The sequence below is a fragment of the Aquihabitans sp. G128 genome (assembly GCF_019048865.1).
Classification (GTDB): Bacteria; Actinomycetota; Acidimicrobiia; order Acidimicrobiales; family Iamiaceae; genus Aquihabitans.
Genome location: NZ_CP077604.1, coordinates 1534835 through 1550283, shown reverse-complemented (window position 1 = coordinate 1550283; position 15449 = coordinate 1534835). Strand labels below are relative to the sequence as shown.

Sequence of the window (15449 nt, the reverse complement as noted above, 5' to 3'; positions counted from 1 at the left end):
TCCGGGAGCTCCGGGAGCGACGCCGCCAAGGACCCGGGCACCACCGCCGCCAAGGCGTCCACCACCACCGCCCCCGACGACGGGCCCACCACCACCGCGGCCGGGGAACCGGAGACCACCACCACCGAGGCCGCAGCAGGCGACGACGCCATCTGCACGCCGCTCAAGGCGATCAGCGACTACGACAGCGAGACCGCTGCCGCCCTCCAGGAGCAGGCGCCGTGGTCCGAGGTGCAGGCCACCTACATCAAGAACACCGACGACGTGCTGGACGCCTACGACGCCGCCGCCGAGCTGGCCGAGCCGGACCTGGCCGCCGACATCGAGACCCTGCGCGACTTCACCGCCCCGACGACCGACCTGGCCCGGAAGGCGTCGTCGCTGGTCGACCTGGGCCTCGCCCTGTCGAACCAGGACGGGCTGGAGGAGGCCGGGGTGGCCGGCCAGCACCTGGACGCCTTCGCCCGCCAGACCTGCGGCTTCGGGACCTCCGCCGCCGGGAACTGAGCCTGGAGACGGTCCGGCCCTAGCGGGGCGGACGACCCGTGTGGCGGGTGCCGGGGGGGCTCGGTGGCCCAGGGGGCCGGCTGCTCCCAGCCGCCGTCGAACACCAGCTCCTGGACCGGACGGCGCCGGACGGTGCCGTGGTGGCCCTCCGGGCGGCCGAGGGCCACGGTGGCGGCGATGACGACGTCGTCGGGGATGGCCAGCAGCTGGTGGAGCTCGGCGTCGACCGCGCCGTGCCACATGGTGAGCACGCCGCCGTAGCCGAGGGCGCGGGCGGCGAGCAGGAGGTTCTGGCACGCCGGGTAGACGCTGGCGCCCACGGTGAGGTCGGTGCCGCGCCACGGCCGGATGCAGGCCAGCACCACCACGGGGGTGTCCTCGAAGCGGTCGACGAAGCGCTCCATGGTGGCGGCCTGGCGGGCCTTGGGCGACGACGTGTCGGCGCCCGTGCCGTGGTCGTAGCCGTCGGCCTCGCGCTTGGCGGCCCAGAGGGCGCGGAACGACGTCCCCAGCAGCGCCTTGGCCGCGGTGGCCCGCTCACCGTCGCGGAGGACGAGCAGGCGGAACGGCTGGCGGTTGGAGCCGGTGGGGGCCCGGGTGGCGGCGAAGCACAGCGTGGCGAGGTCGGCATCGGGGATCGGCTCCGAGGTGAAGCGCCGGATGGCCCGGGTGGTGCAGAGGCCGGTCAGCAGGTCGACGGGCTCGACGCCGTCCGGGAGCGCCGGCACGCCGTCCGTCGCGGGTTCGTCGATCACCGGATGACCGTGAAGTAGGTGACCGAGCCGACGACGGCCCCGGCCGTGATGGTCCACATCACGGCCTGGACCCACCTGGGTTGCTCCTTGAGCTCGTCGATCTTGGCCCGCTTCTTGACGTACTCGAGCAGGCGCTCGGCCCAGGCCAGCTCCTGGGCCAGGATCGCCAAGCCGGCGATGACCCCGAGGACGCCCGGCCCGGGGAGGACCATCATGGCGAGGCCGCCGAAGAGGACCACGAAGCCGACGATGATCGTGCCCACGCGGCGGATGACCCCCCGTCGGGCCTGCTCCTCGTTGGCCTCCTGGCGCCCGGTGGCGTACTCGGCCTGGATGGCGGCCTCGCGCAGGCGTTCCCGCCGGCTCGGCGCGGCGGGCGCCGAGGGCACGGGCGCCGGGACGGAGCCGTCCCCGAGGTCGCCGTCGGACGGGCCGTCGCCGGGGGTCATGGCGCTCCAGCATGGCAGACCGTCCCGTCCGCCCGGGCCCGTCCCGCCCGCCGTGGCGGGGCGAGACGGGCGCCGCACGTCAGCCCTTGTAGTTCAGGACCTGGCGCAGCTCGTGGCGCACGGCCACGAGGTCGGCTTGGTCCCGCATGACCCGACCGATGTCCTTGTAGGCCGACGGGTGCTCGTCGACCAGCTTGGCCGCCCGGTCCGCCAGCCAGGTCCGGTCGCCCATGGCGGTGGCCAGGGACTCCGGGCTGAGCTCCTTGCGAGCCTTCGTCCGGGACATCCGCCGGCCGGCGCCATGCGAGCAGGACTCGTACGAGCCCGGGTTGCCGAGGCCCTCGACGATGAACGACGAGGTGCCCATGGACCCGGGGATGATGCCCAGGTCGCCCTCGCCGGCGCGGATGGCGCCCTTGCGGGTGACCCACACCTCGCGGCCCTCGTGGACCTCACGGGCCGAGTAGTTGTGGTGGCAGTTCACCAGCTCCCGCTTGCGGCCCTTGCCGACCTGGGCGAAGACCACGGCCAGCAGCGCGTCGAGCATGAGCTCTCGGTTGCGGGCGGCGTAGTCCTGGGCCCACAGCAGGTCGGCCACGTAGTGGTCGAACTCCGGCGAGCCCTCGAGCAGGTAGGCCAGGTCCGGGTCCTCGAGGCCGATCTCCAGCCGCTTGGCCACCTTGCGGGCCGTGGCGATGTGGCCCTGGGCCAGCTGGTTGCCGATGCCTCGGGATCCGGAGTGCAGGACCACCCAGACGGTGTCGTCGCCGTCGAGGCACACCTCGACGAAGTGGTTGCCGGACCCGAGGGTGCCGAGCTGGTCGAGCGCCGTGCGCGACCGCTTGTGGTCGAGCTCGGTGCGCGGCCGGTGGTCCCGCAGCCAGGCGGCAGCCGCCTTGGACCGGCGCTCGGCGCGGGCGTCGGCGTGGCGCCCGGTGTGGCCCCGGCCCATGCCGGCCGGGATGGCCCGCTCGACCTCGACCAGCATCGGGCCGAGGTCGTCGGGCAGGTCGGCGGCCACCAGGTCGGTGCGCACCGCCGCCATGCCGCAGCCGATGTCGACCCCGACGCAGGCCGGGATGATGGCACCCTCGGTCGGCACGACCGACCCGACGGTGGCGCCGAGGCCGAGGTGGGCGTCGGCCATGAGGGCGACGTGCCCGGCGAGGATCGGGAGCCGGGAGGTGCGCTCGGCTTGCTGGCGGGTGGTGGCGTCCAGGTCGGACGCCCAGGACCAGAGCCGGTCGGTGATCTTCTGCGGTGCCATCGTTCGGCCTCCTTCGGGCCTGCCGGCGGGCGCCTCGTTGCGCCGGGCCGGCCGGACACCGTACGCACGGGGTCTCGGCCACCAGCCAGCGATTTGCCGAGGGCGAGCGCTCCTCGCTCACGTTGGGTGGTGGCGTGACGCAGAGCGTGAGGTGCGCGAGGCTGCCGCCCATGGGTTCCCGGCGGATCACCGCAGACGACGTGCGTGCCACCACCTTCCGGTCGGTGCGCCGGGGCTACGCCCACGATCCGGTCGACGACCTGCTGGACGCGGCGGTCGCCGAGATCGAGGCCGGCCGGAGCCCGGCCCACCTGGTGCCGGCGTCGCTGCCCGTGGCGTGGCGGGGCTACCGGCCCGACGAGGTCGACGCCCTCTTGTCGCGCCTGCTCGAGTAGGTCGGTTGCCCGGCCCAGGTCCGGGGTACACGGGCCCCGTGCCCGACCTGCCGCCGCCGCCCGCCTCCGCCGTCGGTGGACCGCCTCCGGCTCGGCTGCCGGCCCCGCCGGTCGGCGCCCGTGCGCCCGAACCGCCCCGAGCCTGGCGCCGGGCGCCGGTGGCGTTCGTGCTCCTGGTCGCCAGCGTGCCCCTCGCCTGCTGGTTCTCCACCTGGGGCATCGACGGCGTCAACCACTGCGACGACCCGAGCCTGACCCCGGAGCAGTCCTGCGGCCTGGGCTTCGCGGTCCTGCTGCCGGTCGCCTGGCTGTTCAGCGTCGGCGTCGGCCTCGGGGCGGGGGCCCTCGCGGTGCTGCGGGTCCCGCGGTGGGTGGCCTGGTCGGTCTGCCTGGCGGCCATCGCCGCCATGTGGGGCGCCAACCTCGCCGCCCTCTCGGCGTACCAGCCGCGGCGCTAGCCCTTCAGCCGCGCCCACGCCTCCTGGTCGACGAGGTCCTGATCGCCCGGGTGCTTCTCGAGGTAGCCGGCGACGTAGGGGCAGAGGGGGATGATCTGCAGGCCCTCGGCGCGGGCGTCGTCGAGCACGCGCCGAGCGAGCTGGCCCGCCAGGCCCTGTCCCTCGTAGCGGTCGCGGATGCCGGTGTGGGTGAAGGCCCGGCGGCCGTCGATGGTGCGGTAGTCGAGCTCGCCGGCGGGCTGGCCGTCGACCAGGATCGTGTAGCGGCCCTCGCCGTGGTCGTCGGCGTGCACGCGGATCTCGGTGGTCATGGTCCCATCCTGGCGGTCGCCCGCTCCGGTCGCACCCGAGCCCGGGGCAGCGGGAGCCGGCAACGGCTTCGGGGCGGTGGATGGGGTGCCGGTACCATCGCCGCCCATGGCCAAAGCTCCCGTGCTCACCCCCCAGGCGGACGACTTCCCCCGCTGGTACCAGGACGTCCTCGCCAAGGCGGAGCTGGCCGACAACGGGCCGGTCCGCGGCACCATGGTGATCCGGCCCTACGGCTACGGGATCTGGGAGCGCATGCAGGCCGAGGTCGACGCCCGCATCAAGGCCGCCGGCGCCGAGAACGCCTACTTCCCGCTGTTCATCCCCCAGAGCTACCTCACCCGTGAGGCCGAGCACGTCGAGGGCTTCAGCCCGGAGCTGGCCGTGGTCACCCACGCCGGCGGCAAGGAGCTCGACGAGCCGATCGTGGTGCGCCCCACCAGCGAGACGGTCATCGGCGAGTTCATGGCCAAGTGGGTCAACAGCCACCGCGACCTGCCCCTGCTGCTCAACCAGTGGGCCAACGTGGTCCGCTGGGAGCTGCGCACCCGCCTCTTCCTGCGCACCAGCGAGTTCCTCTGGCAGGAGGGCCACACCGCCCACGCCACCGAGGAGGACGCGCGGGCCTACGCCCTGCGCATCCACCTCGACGTGTACCAGGACTTCATGGTCAACGTGTTGGCCATGCCGGTGTACATCGGCCGCAAGACCAAGCAGGAGCGCTTCGCCGGGGCCACCAACACCCTCGCCTGCGAGGCGATCATGCGCGACGGCAAGGCGCTCCAGATGGGCACCAGCCACGAGCTGGGCCAGAACTTCGCCAAGGCGTTCGACATCACGTACCAGAGCGTCGAGGGCACCCAGGAGATGGCGTGGACCACCTCGTGGGGCTCGTCGACGCGCATGATCGGCGGGCTGATCATGGTCCACGGCGACGACAAGGGCCTCCGGGTGCCGCCGCGGCTGGCTGCCACGCAGGCCGTGGTCATGGTGATCCGTGACGACGACGGGGTGGTCGAGGCGGCGAGCGCCCTCACCGACGAGCTGCGCGCCGCCGGCGTGCGCGTCCGGCTCGACGACCGCACCGACACCTCCTTCGGCCGGCGGGCCACCGACTGGGAGCTCAAGGGCGTCCCGGTGCGCATCGAGGTCGGGCCCCGGGACCTGGCCAACGGCGAGGTCACCGTGGTGCGCCGGGACTCCAGCGAGAAGCACCAGGCGGCCGTCGCCGGCCTGGCCGCCACCGTCCCCGGCCTGCTGGAGGACATCCAGGCGGCGATGCTGGCCGAGGCGACGGCGTTCCGCGATGCCAACACCGCCGAGGTGGCCACCATCGACGAGGCCCGCGCCGCGGCGCAGACCGGGTTCGCCAAGATCCCGTGGGCCACCCTCGGGGTCGCCGGGGAGGCCGAGCTGGCCAAGGACGCCATCACCGTCCGGTGCATCCAGCGCCCCGACGGCAGCGTGCCGACGTCGGAGGACGAGCCCGGCAACATCGCCATCGTCGCCCGCAGCTACTGAGCGGTTGGCGGGGGCGGTGGAGGGGGTAGGACCGGTCGCCGCCGCGCCACCCCCAGCACCGAGGCCCCGTCGATGACCGATCCCACCGATCCCGCCGAACCAGCGGCGCCAGCTGCGGCGCCACCTCCTCCGTCGCCGCCTCCGCCCTGGTCGGCGCCACCGCCGGCGCCCCCGGCTTGGGCGGCCGGGCCGGGGGTGGCCCCGGCCGGGCCCCGCTCCGGTGCCTTCGCCGGCGCCGTCGTGGTCCTGGTGGTCACCCTCGTGGCCCTGGCCGGGGTGGTCGTCTGGGACGGCGGTGACGCGCCGAGCCAGGCCGCCACGCCCGGCGGCGCGCTGCCGACCGGCCTCGACTTCGAGCGCGAGCGGCGCCATCCCGGGGAGCAGCGACAGCAGCGCCGCCCCCAGCGGGGGCTCGTCGGCGACCACCGCCGCGGCGTTCTCGCCGACCGCCCTGGCCCCGCCGGGCGGGGTCCAGGTCCCGCCCACCACGGCCGGCGCCAACCTCGAGTGGAAGCTCACCGGCACCACCTGGCAGGCCGTGCTGGCCCGCTACCAGGACGCCTTCCCGATCGCCGGCTACCAGCTGGGCCGCCTGTCCACCACCTTCGGCGGCCCCGGCGGCAAGGGCGGGGAGGGCCACGAGATCGTGCCGAAGGGCGGCAGCGACGGCGACGGCGTCGGGGAGCTCGACGTCCACGTCGGCGACGACGCCGGCACCATCGTCCTCGTCTCGTACTCGGCCGCCCCGTGAGCGCCGCCGGGTGGTACGCCGATCCCACGGGCCGCTTCTCGGACCGCTGGCACGACGGCGCCGACTGGACCGACCAGGTCCTCGGCGCGAACGGGCAGCCCACCGCCGACCCGCTGGCGCGCACCTCGTCCGGGTACGCCGCACCCGACGGGCCCTCGTCGGACGCCCCGGCCCCGCCGCCGGCCTCCCGCCCCCCTCGCCCCGCCGCCTCCGCCCCCCCGTGGCCGGTGGGTGGGCGCCGGCTCCGCCCGCTCCGGGGACGTGGGGGCCGACCGGGCCCGGTGGCGTGGCGGGCCCGCCGGCTCCGGGCGACAGGCCCCGCTCCGCGGGCATCGGGATCGCCCTGTCGTTCCTCGGGCTGCTGCCGGTGCTGCTGAGCCTCTTCGCCCTGGACTGGGCCGACGGCGGGGCGACGTTCTCGAAGCTCCGCGACGCCTACGCCGATGCGCCGTCGGGGCTGCCGGCGGCCGACGAGTTGGTGAAGGCCTACGCCCGGTTCGGGGGCTACCTGCTGCTCCTGGCGGTGGCGGCCGGGCTGGTGCTGGTGGCCACGGGGGGCGCTCGGCCACGGGCGCGGCGCGCCGCGGGCCCTCGTTGCCGTGGTGGCTGCGGTGGGGGCGGTGGCCCACCTCGCCGTGGTGCTGCGGGTGTTCCGCGGCCCGGCGTCGCCCGAGCCCGGTGCCTGGCTGGCGGTCCTCGGCTACCTCGTGGCCATCGTGGGCCTCACGTTCGGGCCCAAGCGAGCTTCCACCGCCTGAGCGCGGCGCGCCCCTCAGCTGCGGCGGACGGTGGACCTGCCGTCGGTGGCGGCCCAGCGGTCCACCTGGAGGAGGTCGTCGGCGACCGAGATCACCACGACGGACTCGAGGTCGATCTCGAACAGGTCCGACGGGCCGGGCGGCTCGAAGCCCCGCTCGTCCCGGAACCAGGCCATCACCTCGGCGTGGCGGGCCTCGTCGGCCAGCAGCACCGCGCGGCCGGCGACCTTCACGTCGCCGTCGCCCGGGTCCTCGGCGCCGTCGCGGACCTTGCGGGACTCCCACGGGATCCCGTGGAGGGCCACCCGGGGGTCGCGTCGCAGGTCGGCGCCCTTGCGGGCGTCGGGCATGGACCCGATCCAGAGCTCGCCGCCGAGGAAGAACGGGTCGATGCCGCTCAGCCGGGGGCTGCCGTCGGCGCGGATGGTGCCGAGCACGGCGTTGGTGGTGCTGGAGAGGATGGCTCGGGCCCGCTCGGCCAGGTCCGGGGCCTCCGTGGAGAACTGCTGCCAAGACGTCATGCCCCGATCATCCCCCAGGGCGTGACGGTGTCGCCCGGGTCAGGCGAGGCCCGCCTGCTGGTCGACCACGGCGCGCAGCCGCCGTCGGTCGGGGGGGAGGTCCCGGTCCCGGGCCAGCGCACCGTGCCCCGCGGCCGGCGGTCGAGGTAGAAGGCGCCGGCTTCCAGCTGGTCCTCGTGGGCGGCGGTCAGCCACACGGCGGTGTCGGCGCCGGCCTCGGGATCGCGCAGGAGCGGGCCCATGATGGTGCGGAAGCCCGGCAGGGCCGCCTCGACGCCCGGCGTGTCGGCCCACCCCGGGTGCAGCGCCACCTGGAACGGGGCCTCGTGGCGGGCGGTGGCCTCGGCCACCAGGTCGAGCTGGGCCCGCTTGGCCTGGGCGTACACCCGGCTGCCGCTCCACCGCCGCGACGCCCACCCGAGGTCGTCGAGGTCGACGTCCTGGAGGTACATGCCGCCCGACGACATCCACACCGCCCGGTCCAGGCGGTCGGCCAGCAGGCGGGTGAGCAGGTGGGGGGCCACGACCATGGTCGCCCAGGTGACCTCCAGCCCGTCGTCGGTGACCTCCCGGTGGTCGAGCAGGGCGCCGGCGTTGTGGACCACGGTGGCGATGCGCTCGTGGTCGGCTCGCAGCTGCTCGGCGAGCCGGCGGACGTCGCCGAGGTCCGACAGGTCGCAGCGACGGAACGTGGCGGCCACACCCCGGTCCCGCAGCTCGGCCGCCACCTCTGCGCCGCGGTCCTCGTTGCGCCCGACCACCTCGACGGTGGCGCCGGCCCGCCCGACGTCGGTGGCGATCACCTTGCCCAGCCCCGAGGTCGCACCGGTCACCACGACGACCTGGCCGGTGAGGGCGTCGGCGGGGACCGGCTGCCAGCCCCACAGCGGGCGGCGCACGGCGGGACCGATCCGGGTGAAGCTGCCGACGATGGTGGCCTCCAGGGCGGCATCGGCGGCACGGCGGAGCAGGTGGTCGGTCACGGCCGGTTGCTACCCCGGCCGCGAGGCCGCTGGAACCGGCGCGGGGGATCGTGACCTTCGCCACCGGGGGGGTCACCGGCTATGCTTGCCGGGTTCACCTTCACGGGTGGCAGGGCGTGGGCCTCAGCCCACGCCTGTTGTTTGTCCGAGGGCCGTTGCCCGCCACCCCCACCCCGCCCACCCCGCCCACCCCCGAGAGGAGCGCACCATGGAGACCGCCGAGCGGATCCGTCTCCTCGTCGCGCCCCCTGCTCGAAGACGTCGACGCCGAGCTCTACGACATCGAGTTCACCGGCGGCGTGCTGAAGATCACCGTCGACCGCGAGGGCGGCGTCGACATGGGCGCCATCGGCTCGTTCACCCGAGCCGTCTCCCGCATGCTCGACGACACCGACCCCATCCCGTCGGCCTTCACCCTCGAGGTGTCGAGCCCGGGCCTGGAGCGGCCCCTGCGCACGCCCGAGCACTTCGCCCGGTCCGTGGGCGAGGTGGTGAGCGTCAAGGTGCGCGCCGGCCTCGACGGCGATCGCCGCTTCAAGGCCACCATCGTCTCGGTCGCCGACGACCAGGTCGTCCTGCTGCCCGAGGGCGCCGCCCCCGGCGCCGAGCGCACGCTGGGCCTGCACGACATCGAGCGGGCCCGCACGATCTTCGAGTGGGGCCCGGCGCCGAAGCCCGGCGGCCCCAAGCCGGGCGGCAAGGCCGCCCCCAAGACCTCCCCGTCCGCCAAGAAGAAGGCAGCCAACCCATGAGCAACGACGATCGCATCGAAGCAATCCGGACGCTCGCCTCGGAGAAGGGCATCAGCCCGGAGACCCTCATGGGTGCCCTGGCCGACGCGCTCGAATCGGCCTACAAGCGCCTCCCCGGCGCCTACGAGTACGCCTGGGCCACCATCGACCCCGCCACCGCCGAGATGCGCGTCACCGCGCAGGAGCTCAACGACGACGGCGAGCCGTTCGGCCCCGAGCTCGACGTCACCCCGGACCAGAGCACCCTCGGCCGCATCGCTGCGCAGACCTTCAAGCAGGTCATGATGCAGCGCCTGCGCGAGGTCGACCGGGAGATGAAGTACGAGGAGTACGCCGGCCGCGAGGGCGACATCGTCACCGGCATCATCCAGCAGACCGATGCCCGCTACACCCTGCTCGACCTCGGCCGGGTCGAGGCCCTGCTGCCCCAGGCCGAGCAGGTCCCCTACGAGCGCCCGGAGCCCAACACCCGGCTCAAGGCCTACATCGTCGAGGTCCGCAAGACCTCCAAGGGCCCGCAGATCGTCGTCAGCCGCACCCACCCCGGCCTGATCAAGCGCCTGTTCGAGCTCGAGGTGCCCGAGATCGCCGACGGCATCGTCGAGCTGAAGGCCTGCGCCCGCGAGCCCGGGCACCGCACCAAGATCGCCGTCTGGTCCAACGACCAGAACGTCGATCCGGTCGGCGCCTGCGTCGGCGCCCGTGGCGCCCGCGTCCGCATGGTCGTCAACGAGCTGCGCGGCGAGAAGATCGACATCGTCCCCTTCTCCGAGGACCTGCCCGACTTCGTGGCCAAGGCCCTCCAGCCGGCCAAGGTCAAGGAGGTGCGGATCCACGAGGACACCGGCACCGCCGAGGTCATCGTGCCCGACTACCAGCTGTCGCTGGCCATCGGCAAGGAGGGCCAGAACGCCCGCCTCGCCGCCCGCCTCACCGGCTGGCGCGTCGACATCAAGAGCGAGACCCAGCTGGCCGAGGAGGAGTCCTACAAGTCCGACGAGTGGGCCCAGGGCGAGTGGGTGGTCGACCCGGCCACCGGCGAGCAGGTCTGGATCGACGCCGAGGGTGGCGAGGCCGTCTCGGCCGAGGCCTGGGCCGCCGGCGACCCCGTCGAGGGCGAGGACGGCGCTCCGGCCCCCGAAGCCGAGATCGAGGGCACCGGCGAGGCCGTCGAGCTCGACGCCCCGGTCGACGCCGACGGCAACGGGGTCGACGACATCGTCGACGAGTCCGACGCCCTGCCTGCCGCCGAGGCCGCCGACGCGGTCGAGGCCGCCACCGCGCCGAGCGAGGACACCGAGCCGACCGAGGCCCCCGCCGATGGCGAGGCCGGCTGAGCCCGGCCCGGGGCCCCGGCGCACCTGCATCGGGTGCCGCCGGGTCCGCCCGCCCGCCGAGCTGACCCGTTTCGTCCGCTCGGACGACCGATCGCTGCAGATCGGTCGTACACTGGCGGGCCGAGGTGCCTGGCTCTGCCAGGGGTCCACCGAGTGCTTCGAGCGGGCCGCCCGGCAGGGGGGGCTTCGCCCGGGCCTTCCGGGCCCCGGTCGCGGCGTCGGAGCTCGACGCCCTGCGCGCCGAACTCCGTGACGTGGTCGGCCACCACGCAACCGACTTCGTGCCCGGGACACCGGCTGCGCGAGACTAGAGAGCCGTGCCCGGGCCTCCCGGGCGCACCCGCCGCACTGCATTCGAACAAGGAAGGGCTGGCGAACCCACGTTGGCACCAAAGATCCGCGTCCACGAGCTCGCGAAAGAGCTCGGCCTCACGAACAAGGAGACCCTCGACCTGTCGCTGGGCCTCGGCATCGGGGTCAAGACGCACTCGTCGAGCATCGAGGACGCTCAGGCCGACCGTGTTCGTCGCAAGGCCGAGCGGGAGGGCATGGTCCGTGACGTCCAGCCCGAAGAGCCGGCGCCCGTGAAGAAGGGCGGCGCCAAGAAGGCGGCCGCCCCCAAGCCCACCGAGGCCGCTCCGGCGGCCGAGGCGCCCGCCAGCGAGGCGCCCGCCGCTCCGGCCGCCCCCGTGGCCCCGGCCGCCAAGGCCGAGCCTGCCGACGCACCGGCCGCCCCGGCTGCTCCTGTCGCGCCGGCCGCTCCTGCGGCCGCCACGCCGCCGGCCCCCAAGCCGGCCGAGCCCCCGGCTCGCAACGTGCTCCGCTCCAGCGGTGCCGCCATGCCGCCCCGCCCGGCCCCGCGCCCCGAGCCGGCTGCGGCGCCGCCCGCACCCCGGCCCCCGGCGCCCGGTGCCGCTCCCGCACCCCGGCCCCCGGCCCCGGCACCGACGGCCGCCCCGCAGGCGCCCGCCGCCCGTGCCCCGCAGCCCCCGGCCGCCGCCCCGGCTCCGGCCGCTCCTGCGGCCGCCGCTCCGACGCCGCCCACTGCGGCTGCTGCTCCGGAGGCCTCGGCCCCCGCTGCCCCGGGCGCGCCCCCCCCACCTCCACCTCGGGCAAGCCGATCCCGCCCCCGCCGCCGCCCCGCTCGCTCACCGGCAAGCCGATCCCGCCGCCTCCCGGCCTCGGGGGCCGCACCGCGCCCCGTGGCGCCGGCCCCGGCGGGCCCGGTGCCCGCCAGGGCGCGCCCGGCGGTCCCGCCCGCACCGGCGGTGGCGGCGGTCGCCCCATGGCCGGCCCCCGTCCCAACGTGCCCGGTGCCGGCGTCGGCCCGAGCCGCCCCGGTGGCGGCCCGGGCGGCGGTCCCGGTGGCGGTGGCGGTCCCGGTGGTCGGCCGGGCGGTCCCGCCGGTCGTCGGCCCCCGCGCCGCAAGGGGCGTCGCCGTCGCAACCGCGAAGAGCTCCAGCCCATGGACATGCCGTCCTACACGCCGGAGAACTCGCCGATCCCCGAGGGCGTCGTCGTCATCGAGCGGTCGTCCACCCCGCAGGAGCTCGGCCCCAAGCTGAACCGCACCGCGGCCGACGTCGTCCGCTTCCTCATGCAGCAGGGCGAGATGGTCACGGCCACCCAGTCCCTGAACGACGACATGATCGAGCTGTTCGTCGCCGAGATCGGCGCCGAGATCCGCCTGGTCAACCCCGGTGAGGAGCAGGAGGTCGAGCTCCAGAAGGTGCTCGGCGTCGACGAGCTCGACGACCACGAGGACGAGGAGACCTCGGTCACCCGAGCCCCCGTCATCACCGTCATGGGCCACGTCGACCACGGCAAGACCAAGCTGCTCGACCGCATCCGCAACGCCAACGTGGTCGCCGGCGAGGCCGGTGGCATCACCCAGCACATCGGCGCCTACCAGGTGGTCAAGGACGGCCGTCCCATCACCTTCATCGACACCCCGGGCCACGAGGCGTTCACCGCCATGCGTGCTCGCGGCGCCGACGCCACCGACATCGTGGTGCTGGTGGTCGCGGCCGACGACGGCGTCATGCCCCAGACCATCGAGGCCATCGACCACGCCCGCGCCGCCGAGGTGCCGATCGTGGTCGCGGTCAACAAGATCGACCGCGACAACGCCGACCCGGACAAGGTGCTGGCCCAGCTCGCCGAGCGGGGCCTCGTCCCCGAGTCCTGGGGCGGCGACACCATCGTCTGCATGATCTCCGCCCTCAAGGAGATCGGCATCGACGAGCTCCTGGAGAACCTGCTGGTGGTGGCCGAGCTCGAGGACCTCCGGGCCAACCCCACCGGTCGGGCCAAGGGCGTCGTGCTCGAGGCCAAGCTCGATCCGGGTCGTGGCCCCGTGGCCACGATCCTCGTCCAGCGCGGCACCCTCAAGGTCGGCGACCCCCTCGTCGCCGGTGCAGCGTGGGGCCGGGTCCGGGCGCTGATCAACGACCAGGGCGAGCAGGTCAAGGCGGCCGGGCCGTCCACGCCCGTCCAGGTCCTCGGCCTGTCCGACGTCGCCGAGGCCGGCGACGACTTCGTGGTGGCCCGTGACGAGCGCAGCGCCGCCAAGGTGAGCGAGCAGCGCGAGCACTACCACCGCCTGGCCAACATCTCCGGCTCGGCCTCGGCCTCCGCCGGTGGCGCCAAGCTGGAGGACATCTTCAGCCAGATCCAGGCTGGAGAGGTCGCCACCCTCAACCTCATCATCAAGGCCGACGTGACCGGCTCGCTCGAGGCGGTCAGCCAGTCGCTGAAGCGGCTCGAGCGCGACGAGGTGAAGCTGTCCTTCGTCCGCAGCGGCGTGGGCGGCATCCTCAAGAGCGACATCGAGCTGGCCATGGCCTCCAACGCCACGATCATCGGCTTCAACGTCCGGCCCGAGCGCCAGGTGCGCGAGTTCGCCGAGGCCGAGAAGGTGGAGATCCGCACCTACGAGGTCATCTACCACCTCCTCGAGGACATCGAGGCGGCCATGGTGGGCATGCTGGCGCCGATCTTCGAGGAGATCGTCACCGGTGACGCCGAGGTCCGGGAGATCTTCTCGGTGCCCAAGGTCGGCAAGATCGCCGGCTGCATGGTCACCAACGGGGAGATCACCCGTGGCTCCAAGGTCCGCTTCCTGCGGGAGGGCACCATCATCTGGAAGGGCGCCATCCAGTCGCTCCGCCGGTTCAAGGACGACGTGCGCGAGGTCAAGGCCGGCTTCGAGTGCGGCATCGGCCTCACCGACTTCCAGGACCTCAAGGCCGGTGACATCATCGAGACCTTCGAGGAGCGCGAGATCCCCCGGACCTAGGTCCCGGAGCACCTGCGCCCAGCGAACGCGAACACCAGACGTGCCCGGGCCGAACGGCCCGGGCACGTCGGGTTACAGGCGTGTAGTTTGACCGGCCATGGCGACGCTGCGCTTCTCGTTCGGGACGATGGGATCGGGCAAGAGCACCCTCGCCCTGCAGATCCACCACAACCTCTCCTCCCGTGGCCTGCGCGGGCTCCTGTGCACCCACCTCGACCGCGAGGGCGCCCAGGTGTCGAGCCGCCTCGGCGTGGCGGCGGCCGCCGTCGACGTCGGGCCCAAGCTCGACCTCTTCGCCATGGCCGAGCAGTACGCCGAGCACCACGGGGGCCTGCAGTACCTGGTGTGCGACGAGGCGCAGTTCTACGCCCCCCACCAGATCGACGAGCTGGCCCGCGTGGTCGACGAGCTGGGCGCCGACGTCCACGCCCTGGGGCTGCTCACCGACTTCCGCGGCAAGCTGTTCGACGCCACCGCCCGGCTGCTGGAGGTGGCCGACGAGCGCTGCGAGCTGCAGGTCGAGGCCCGGTGCTGGTGCGGCGCCCGCGCCACCCACAACGCCCGCCTGGTCGACGGCGTCCAGGTGTACGACGGCGACCAGGTGGTGCTGGGCGACGTCGAGGCGCTCGGCGACACCCGGTCCGAGGCGCTGGTGGCCTACGAGCTCCTGTGCCGCCGCCACTGGCTGGCCGGCGAGACGGGCCGGCTCGACGACGCGGTGACCGCGTCGTCGTTCGCCGTCGGCTGAACCTGGTCCGATCGGGGCTTCCGCCCGATCGGGTGGGGTAGGTCGGCGCCCATGGCCAACGACCCCACCCTCCCCACCTCCCTCGACCAGCTCGACCCGGCCGTGCGGGCCGTGGTGGAGCAGGCGTCCACGATCCTCGTGCCGGTCGACGACGGCACCGACGACGCGTACGGGCGGGCCCGCGACGTCGCGGTCGAGCTGGCCAAGCTGGGCGACGCCAAGCTGGTGCTGCTCGACCGGGTGGACACCACCTACGCCGACACGCCGCGCGTCTTCGAGCTGACCCGCGACGAGGTGGCGGCCATCGACCGGCCATACCTGCTGGACCAGCTCGACTCGGCCGCCGAGGCGGGGGTGTCGGTGACGGCGTTCCAGCACTCGCTGCCCGGCGACGAAGCGCTCACCGACGCCGTCAACCAGGTGGGGGCCGACGCCGTCGTGGTGCCGTCCAGCCTCGATGCGCCGGGCTTCCTCACCCGCCTCAAGCACGAGAGCGCCGAGGAGCGGGCGGTCGATGCGGCGCCCGACGGCATCCCGGTGCTCGCGGTGGGGGACGACGGCACGGTCAGCGTCTCGCCGCCTCGGGGGCAGTGAGGCCCCGAGTCGAAACGGGTGGGGGAGCGGGCCGGCCCGATCGGTA

19 protein-coding genes are annotated in these 15449 nt (G+C 74.4%); 13 read left to right on the top strand and 6 right to left on the bottom strand.

The genetic code is table 11. The annotated features are described in order from the left end of the window. Positions 1-275: 275 nt before the first annotated feature. From KSP35_RS07350 to KSP35_RS07340, 3 genes are all read right to left on the bottom strand, one after another. Positions 276-1262: a nitroreductase family protein gene (locus KSP35_RS07350; protein WP_254127028.1), complete on the bottom strand. Its 987-nt coding sequence runs from the start codon at positions 1260-1262 to the stop codon at positions 276-278. Beyond that, positions 1259-1711: a PGPGW domain-containing protein gene (locus KSP35_RS07345; protein WP_217000451.1), complete on the bottom strand. Its 453-nt coding sequence runs from the start codon at positions 1709-1711 to the stop codon at positions 1259-1261. The genes KSP35_RS07350 and KSP35_RS07345 overlap by 4 nt, the downstream gene beginning before the upstream one ends. A gap of 79 nt (positions 1712-1790) precedes the next feature. Beyond that, the gene (locus KSP35_RS07340; RefSeq protein WP_217000449.1) at positions 1791-2978 is read right to left on the bottom strand and encodes an RtcB family protein; all 1188 of its coding nucleotides are present in this window, start codon (positions 2976-2978) and stop codon (positions 1791-1793) included. Between the two features lie 170 nt (positions 2979-3148). Here KSP35_RS07340 and KSP35_RS07335 point away from each other — a divergent pair, with 170 nt between their 5' ends. Together KSP35_RS07335 and KSP35_RS07330 are read left to right on the top strand one after the other, a co-directional pair. Continuing rightward, positions 3149-3373, top strand: a complete 225-nt coding sequence (locus KSP35_RS07335) for a DivIVA domain-containing protein (protein ID WP_217000447.1) — start codon at positions 3149-3151, stop codon at positions 3371-3373. 38 nt (positions 3374-3411) lie between these two features. Then, entirely contained in the window at positions 3412-3831 is a 420-nt protein-coding gene (locus KSP35_RS07330; RefSeq protein WP_217000445.1) for a hypothetical protein, read from the top strand. Here KSP35_RS07330 and KSP35_RS07325 read toward each other — a convergent pair. Then, positions 3828-4142: a GNAT family N-acetyltransferase gene (locus tag KSP35_RS07325; RefSeq protein ID WP_217000443.1), complete on the bottom strand. Its 315-nt coding sequence runs from the start codon at positions 4140-4142 to the stop codon at positions 3828-3830. The two genes, KSP35_RS07330 and KSP35_RS07325, sit on opposite strands and share 4 nt — an antisense overlap. A 106-nt stretch (positions 4143-4248) precedes the next feature. On the opposite strand from KSP35_RS07325, the gene proS reads away from it, so the two are divergent. The 4 genes from proS (at position 4249) to KSP35_RS07310 (ending at position 7170) form a co-directional block, all read left to right on the top strand. Beyond that, positions 4249-5661, top strand: a complete 1413-nt coding sequence (proS, locus tag KSP35_RS07320) for a proline--tRNA ligase (RefSeq protein WP_217000441.1) — start codon at positions 4249-4251, stop codon at positions 5659-5661. Positions 5662-5956: 295 nt separating this feature from the next. Continuing rightward, entirely contained in the window at positions 5957-6412 is a 456-nt protein-coding gene (locus KSP35_RS07315; RefSeq protein ID WP_217000439.1) for a hypothetical protein, read from the top strand. Further along, positions 6409-6789: a DUF2510 domain-containing protein gene (locus tag KSP35_RS25670; RefSeq protein ID WP_371748788.1), complete on the top strand. Its 381-nt coding sequence runs from the start codon at positions 6409-6411 to the stop codon at positions 6787-6789. The genes KSP35_RS07315 and KSP35_RS25670 overlap by 4 nt, the downstream gene beginning before the upstream one ends. Positions 6790-7014: 225 nt before the next feature. Then, positions 7015-7170 (top strand): hypothetical protein, encoded by a 156-nt coding sequence (locus KSP35_RS07310; RefSeq protein ID WP_217000437.1) that lies wholly within the window; start codon positions 7015-7017, stop codon positions 7168-7170. 14 nt (positions 7171-7184) lie between these two features. On the opposite strand, the gene KSP35_RS07305 is transcribed toward KSP35_RS07310, so the two are convergent. Further along, on the bottom strand, positions 7185-7691 hold the full coding sequence (locus tag KSP35_RS07305; protein ID WP_217000435.1) for a pyridoxamine 5'-phosphate oxidase family protein: 507 nt from the start codon (positions 7689-7691) through the stop codon (positions 7185-7187). Further along, on the bottom strand, positions 7688-8674 hold the full coding sequence (locus tag KSP35_RS07300) for an SDR family NAD(P)-dependent oxidoreductase (protein ID WP_217000434.1): 987 nt from the start codon (positions 8672-8674) through the stop codon (positions 7688-7690). Before KSP35_RS07300 ends, KSP35_RS07305 begins: the two co-directional genes overlap by 4 nt. A 155-nt stretch (positions 8675-8829) precedes the next feature. Between KSP35_RS07300 and rimP the strand changes: the two genes are divergently transcribed. From rimP to KSP35_RS07265, 7 genes are all read left to right on the top strand, one after another. Beyond that, complete coding sequence (rimP, locus tag KSP35_RS07295; RefSeq protein WP_217000432.1) at positions 8830-9426, top strand: ribosome maturation factor RimP; 597 nt, start codon at positions 8830-8832, stop codon at positions 9424-9426. Further along, positions 9423-10763 carry a transcription termination factor NusA gene (gene nusA, locus KSP35_RS07290; protein WP_217000430.1) on the top strand — a complete coding sequence of 447 codons (1341 nt, stop codon included), beginning with the start codon at positions 9423-9425 and terminating at the stop codon, positions 10761-10763. Before rimP ends, nusA begins: the two co-directional genes overlap by 4 nt. Continuing rightward, positions 10747-11016, top strand: coding sequence for a YlxR family protein (locus tag KSP35_RS25665; RefSeq protein WP_217000428.1), 270 nt, complete (start codon positions 10747-10749; stop codon positions 11014-11016). Before nusA ends, KSP35_RS25665 begins: the two co-directional genes overlap by 17 nt. Positions 11017-11080: 64 nt before the next feature. Next, the gene (locus KSP35_RS25210; RefSeq protein WP_305853104.1) at positions 11081-12328 is read left to right on the top strand and encodes a translation initiation factor IF-2 N-terminal domain-containing protein; all 1248 of its coding nucleotides are present in this window, start codon (positions 11081-11083) and stop codon (positions 12326-12328) included. Continuing rightward, positions 12229-14061, top strand: coding sequence for a translation initiation factor IF-2 (infB, locus tag KSP35_RS07275; protein WP_254127196.1), 1833 nt, complete (start codon positions 12229-12231; stop codon positions 14059-14061). Before KSP35_RS25210 ends, infB begins: the two co-directional genes overlap by 100 nt. Before the next feature lie 97 nt (positions 14062-14158). Continuing rightward, entirely contained in the window at positions 14159-14809 is a 651-nt protein-coding gene (locus KSP35_RS07270; RefSeq protein ID WP_217000426.1) for a thymidine kinase, read from the top strand. Between the two features lie 51 nt (positions 14810-14860). Beyond that, a complete protein-coding gene (locus KSP35_RS07265) occupies positions 14861-15403 on the top strand; it encodes a universal stress protein (RefSeq protein WP_217000424.1) in 543 nt (180 codons plus the stop codon). The last annotated feature ends 46 nt before the right edge of the window (positions 15404-15449 follow it).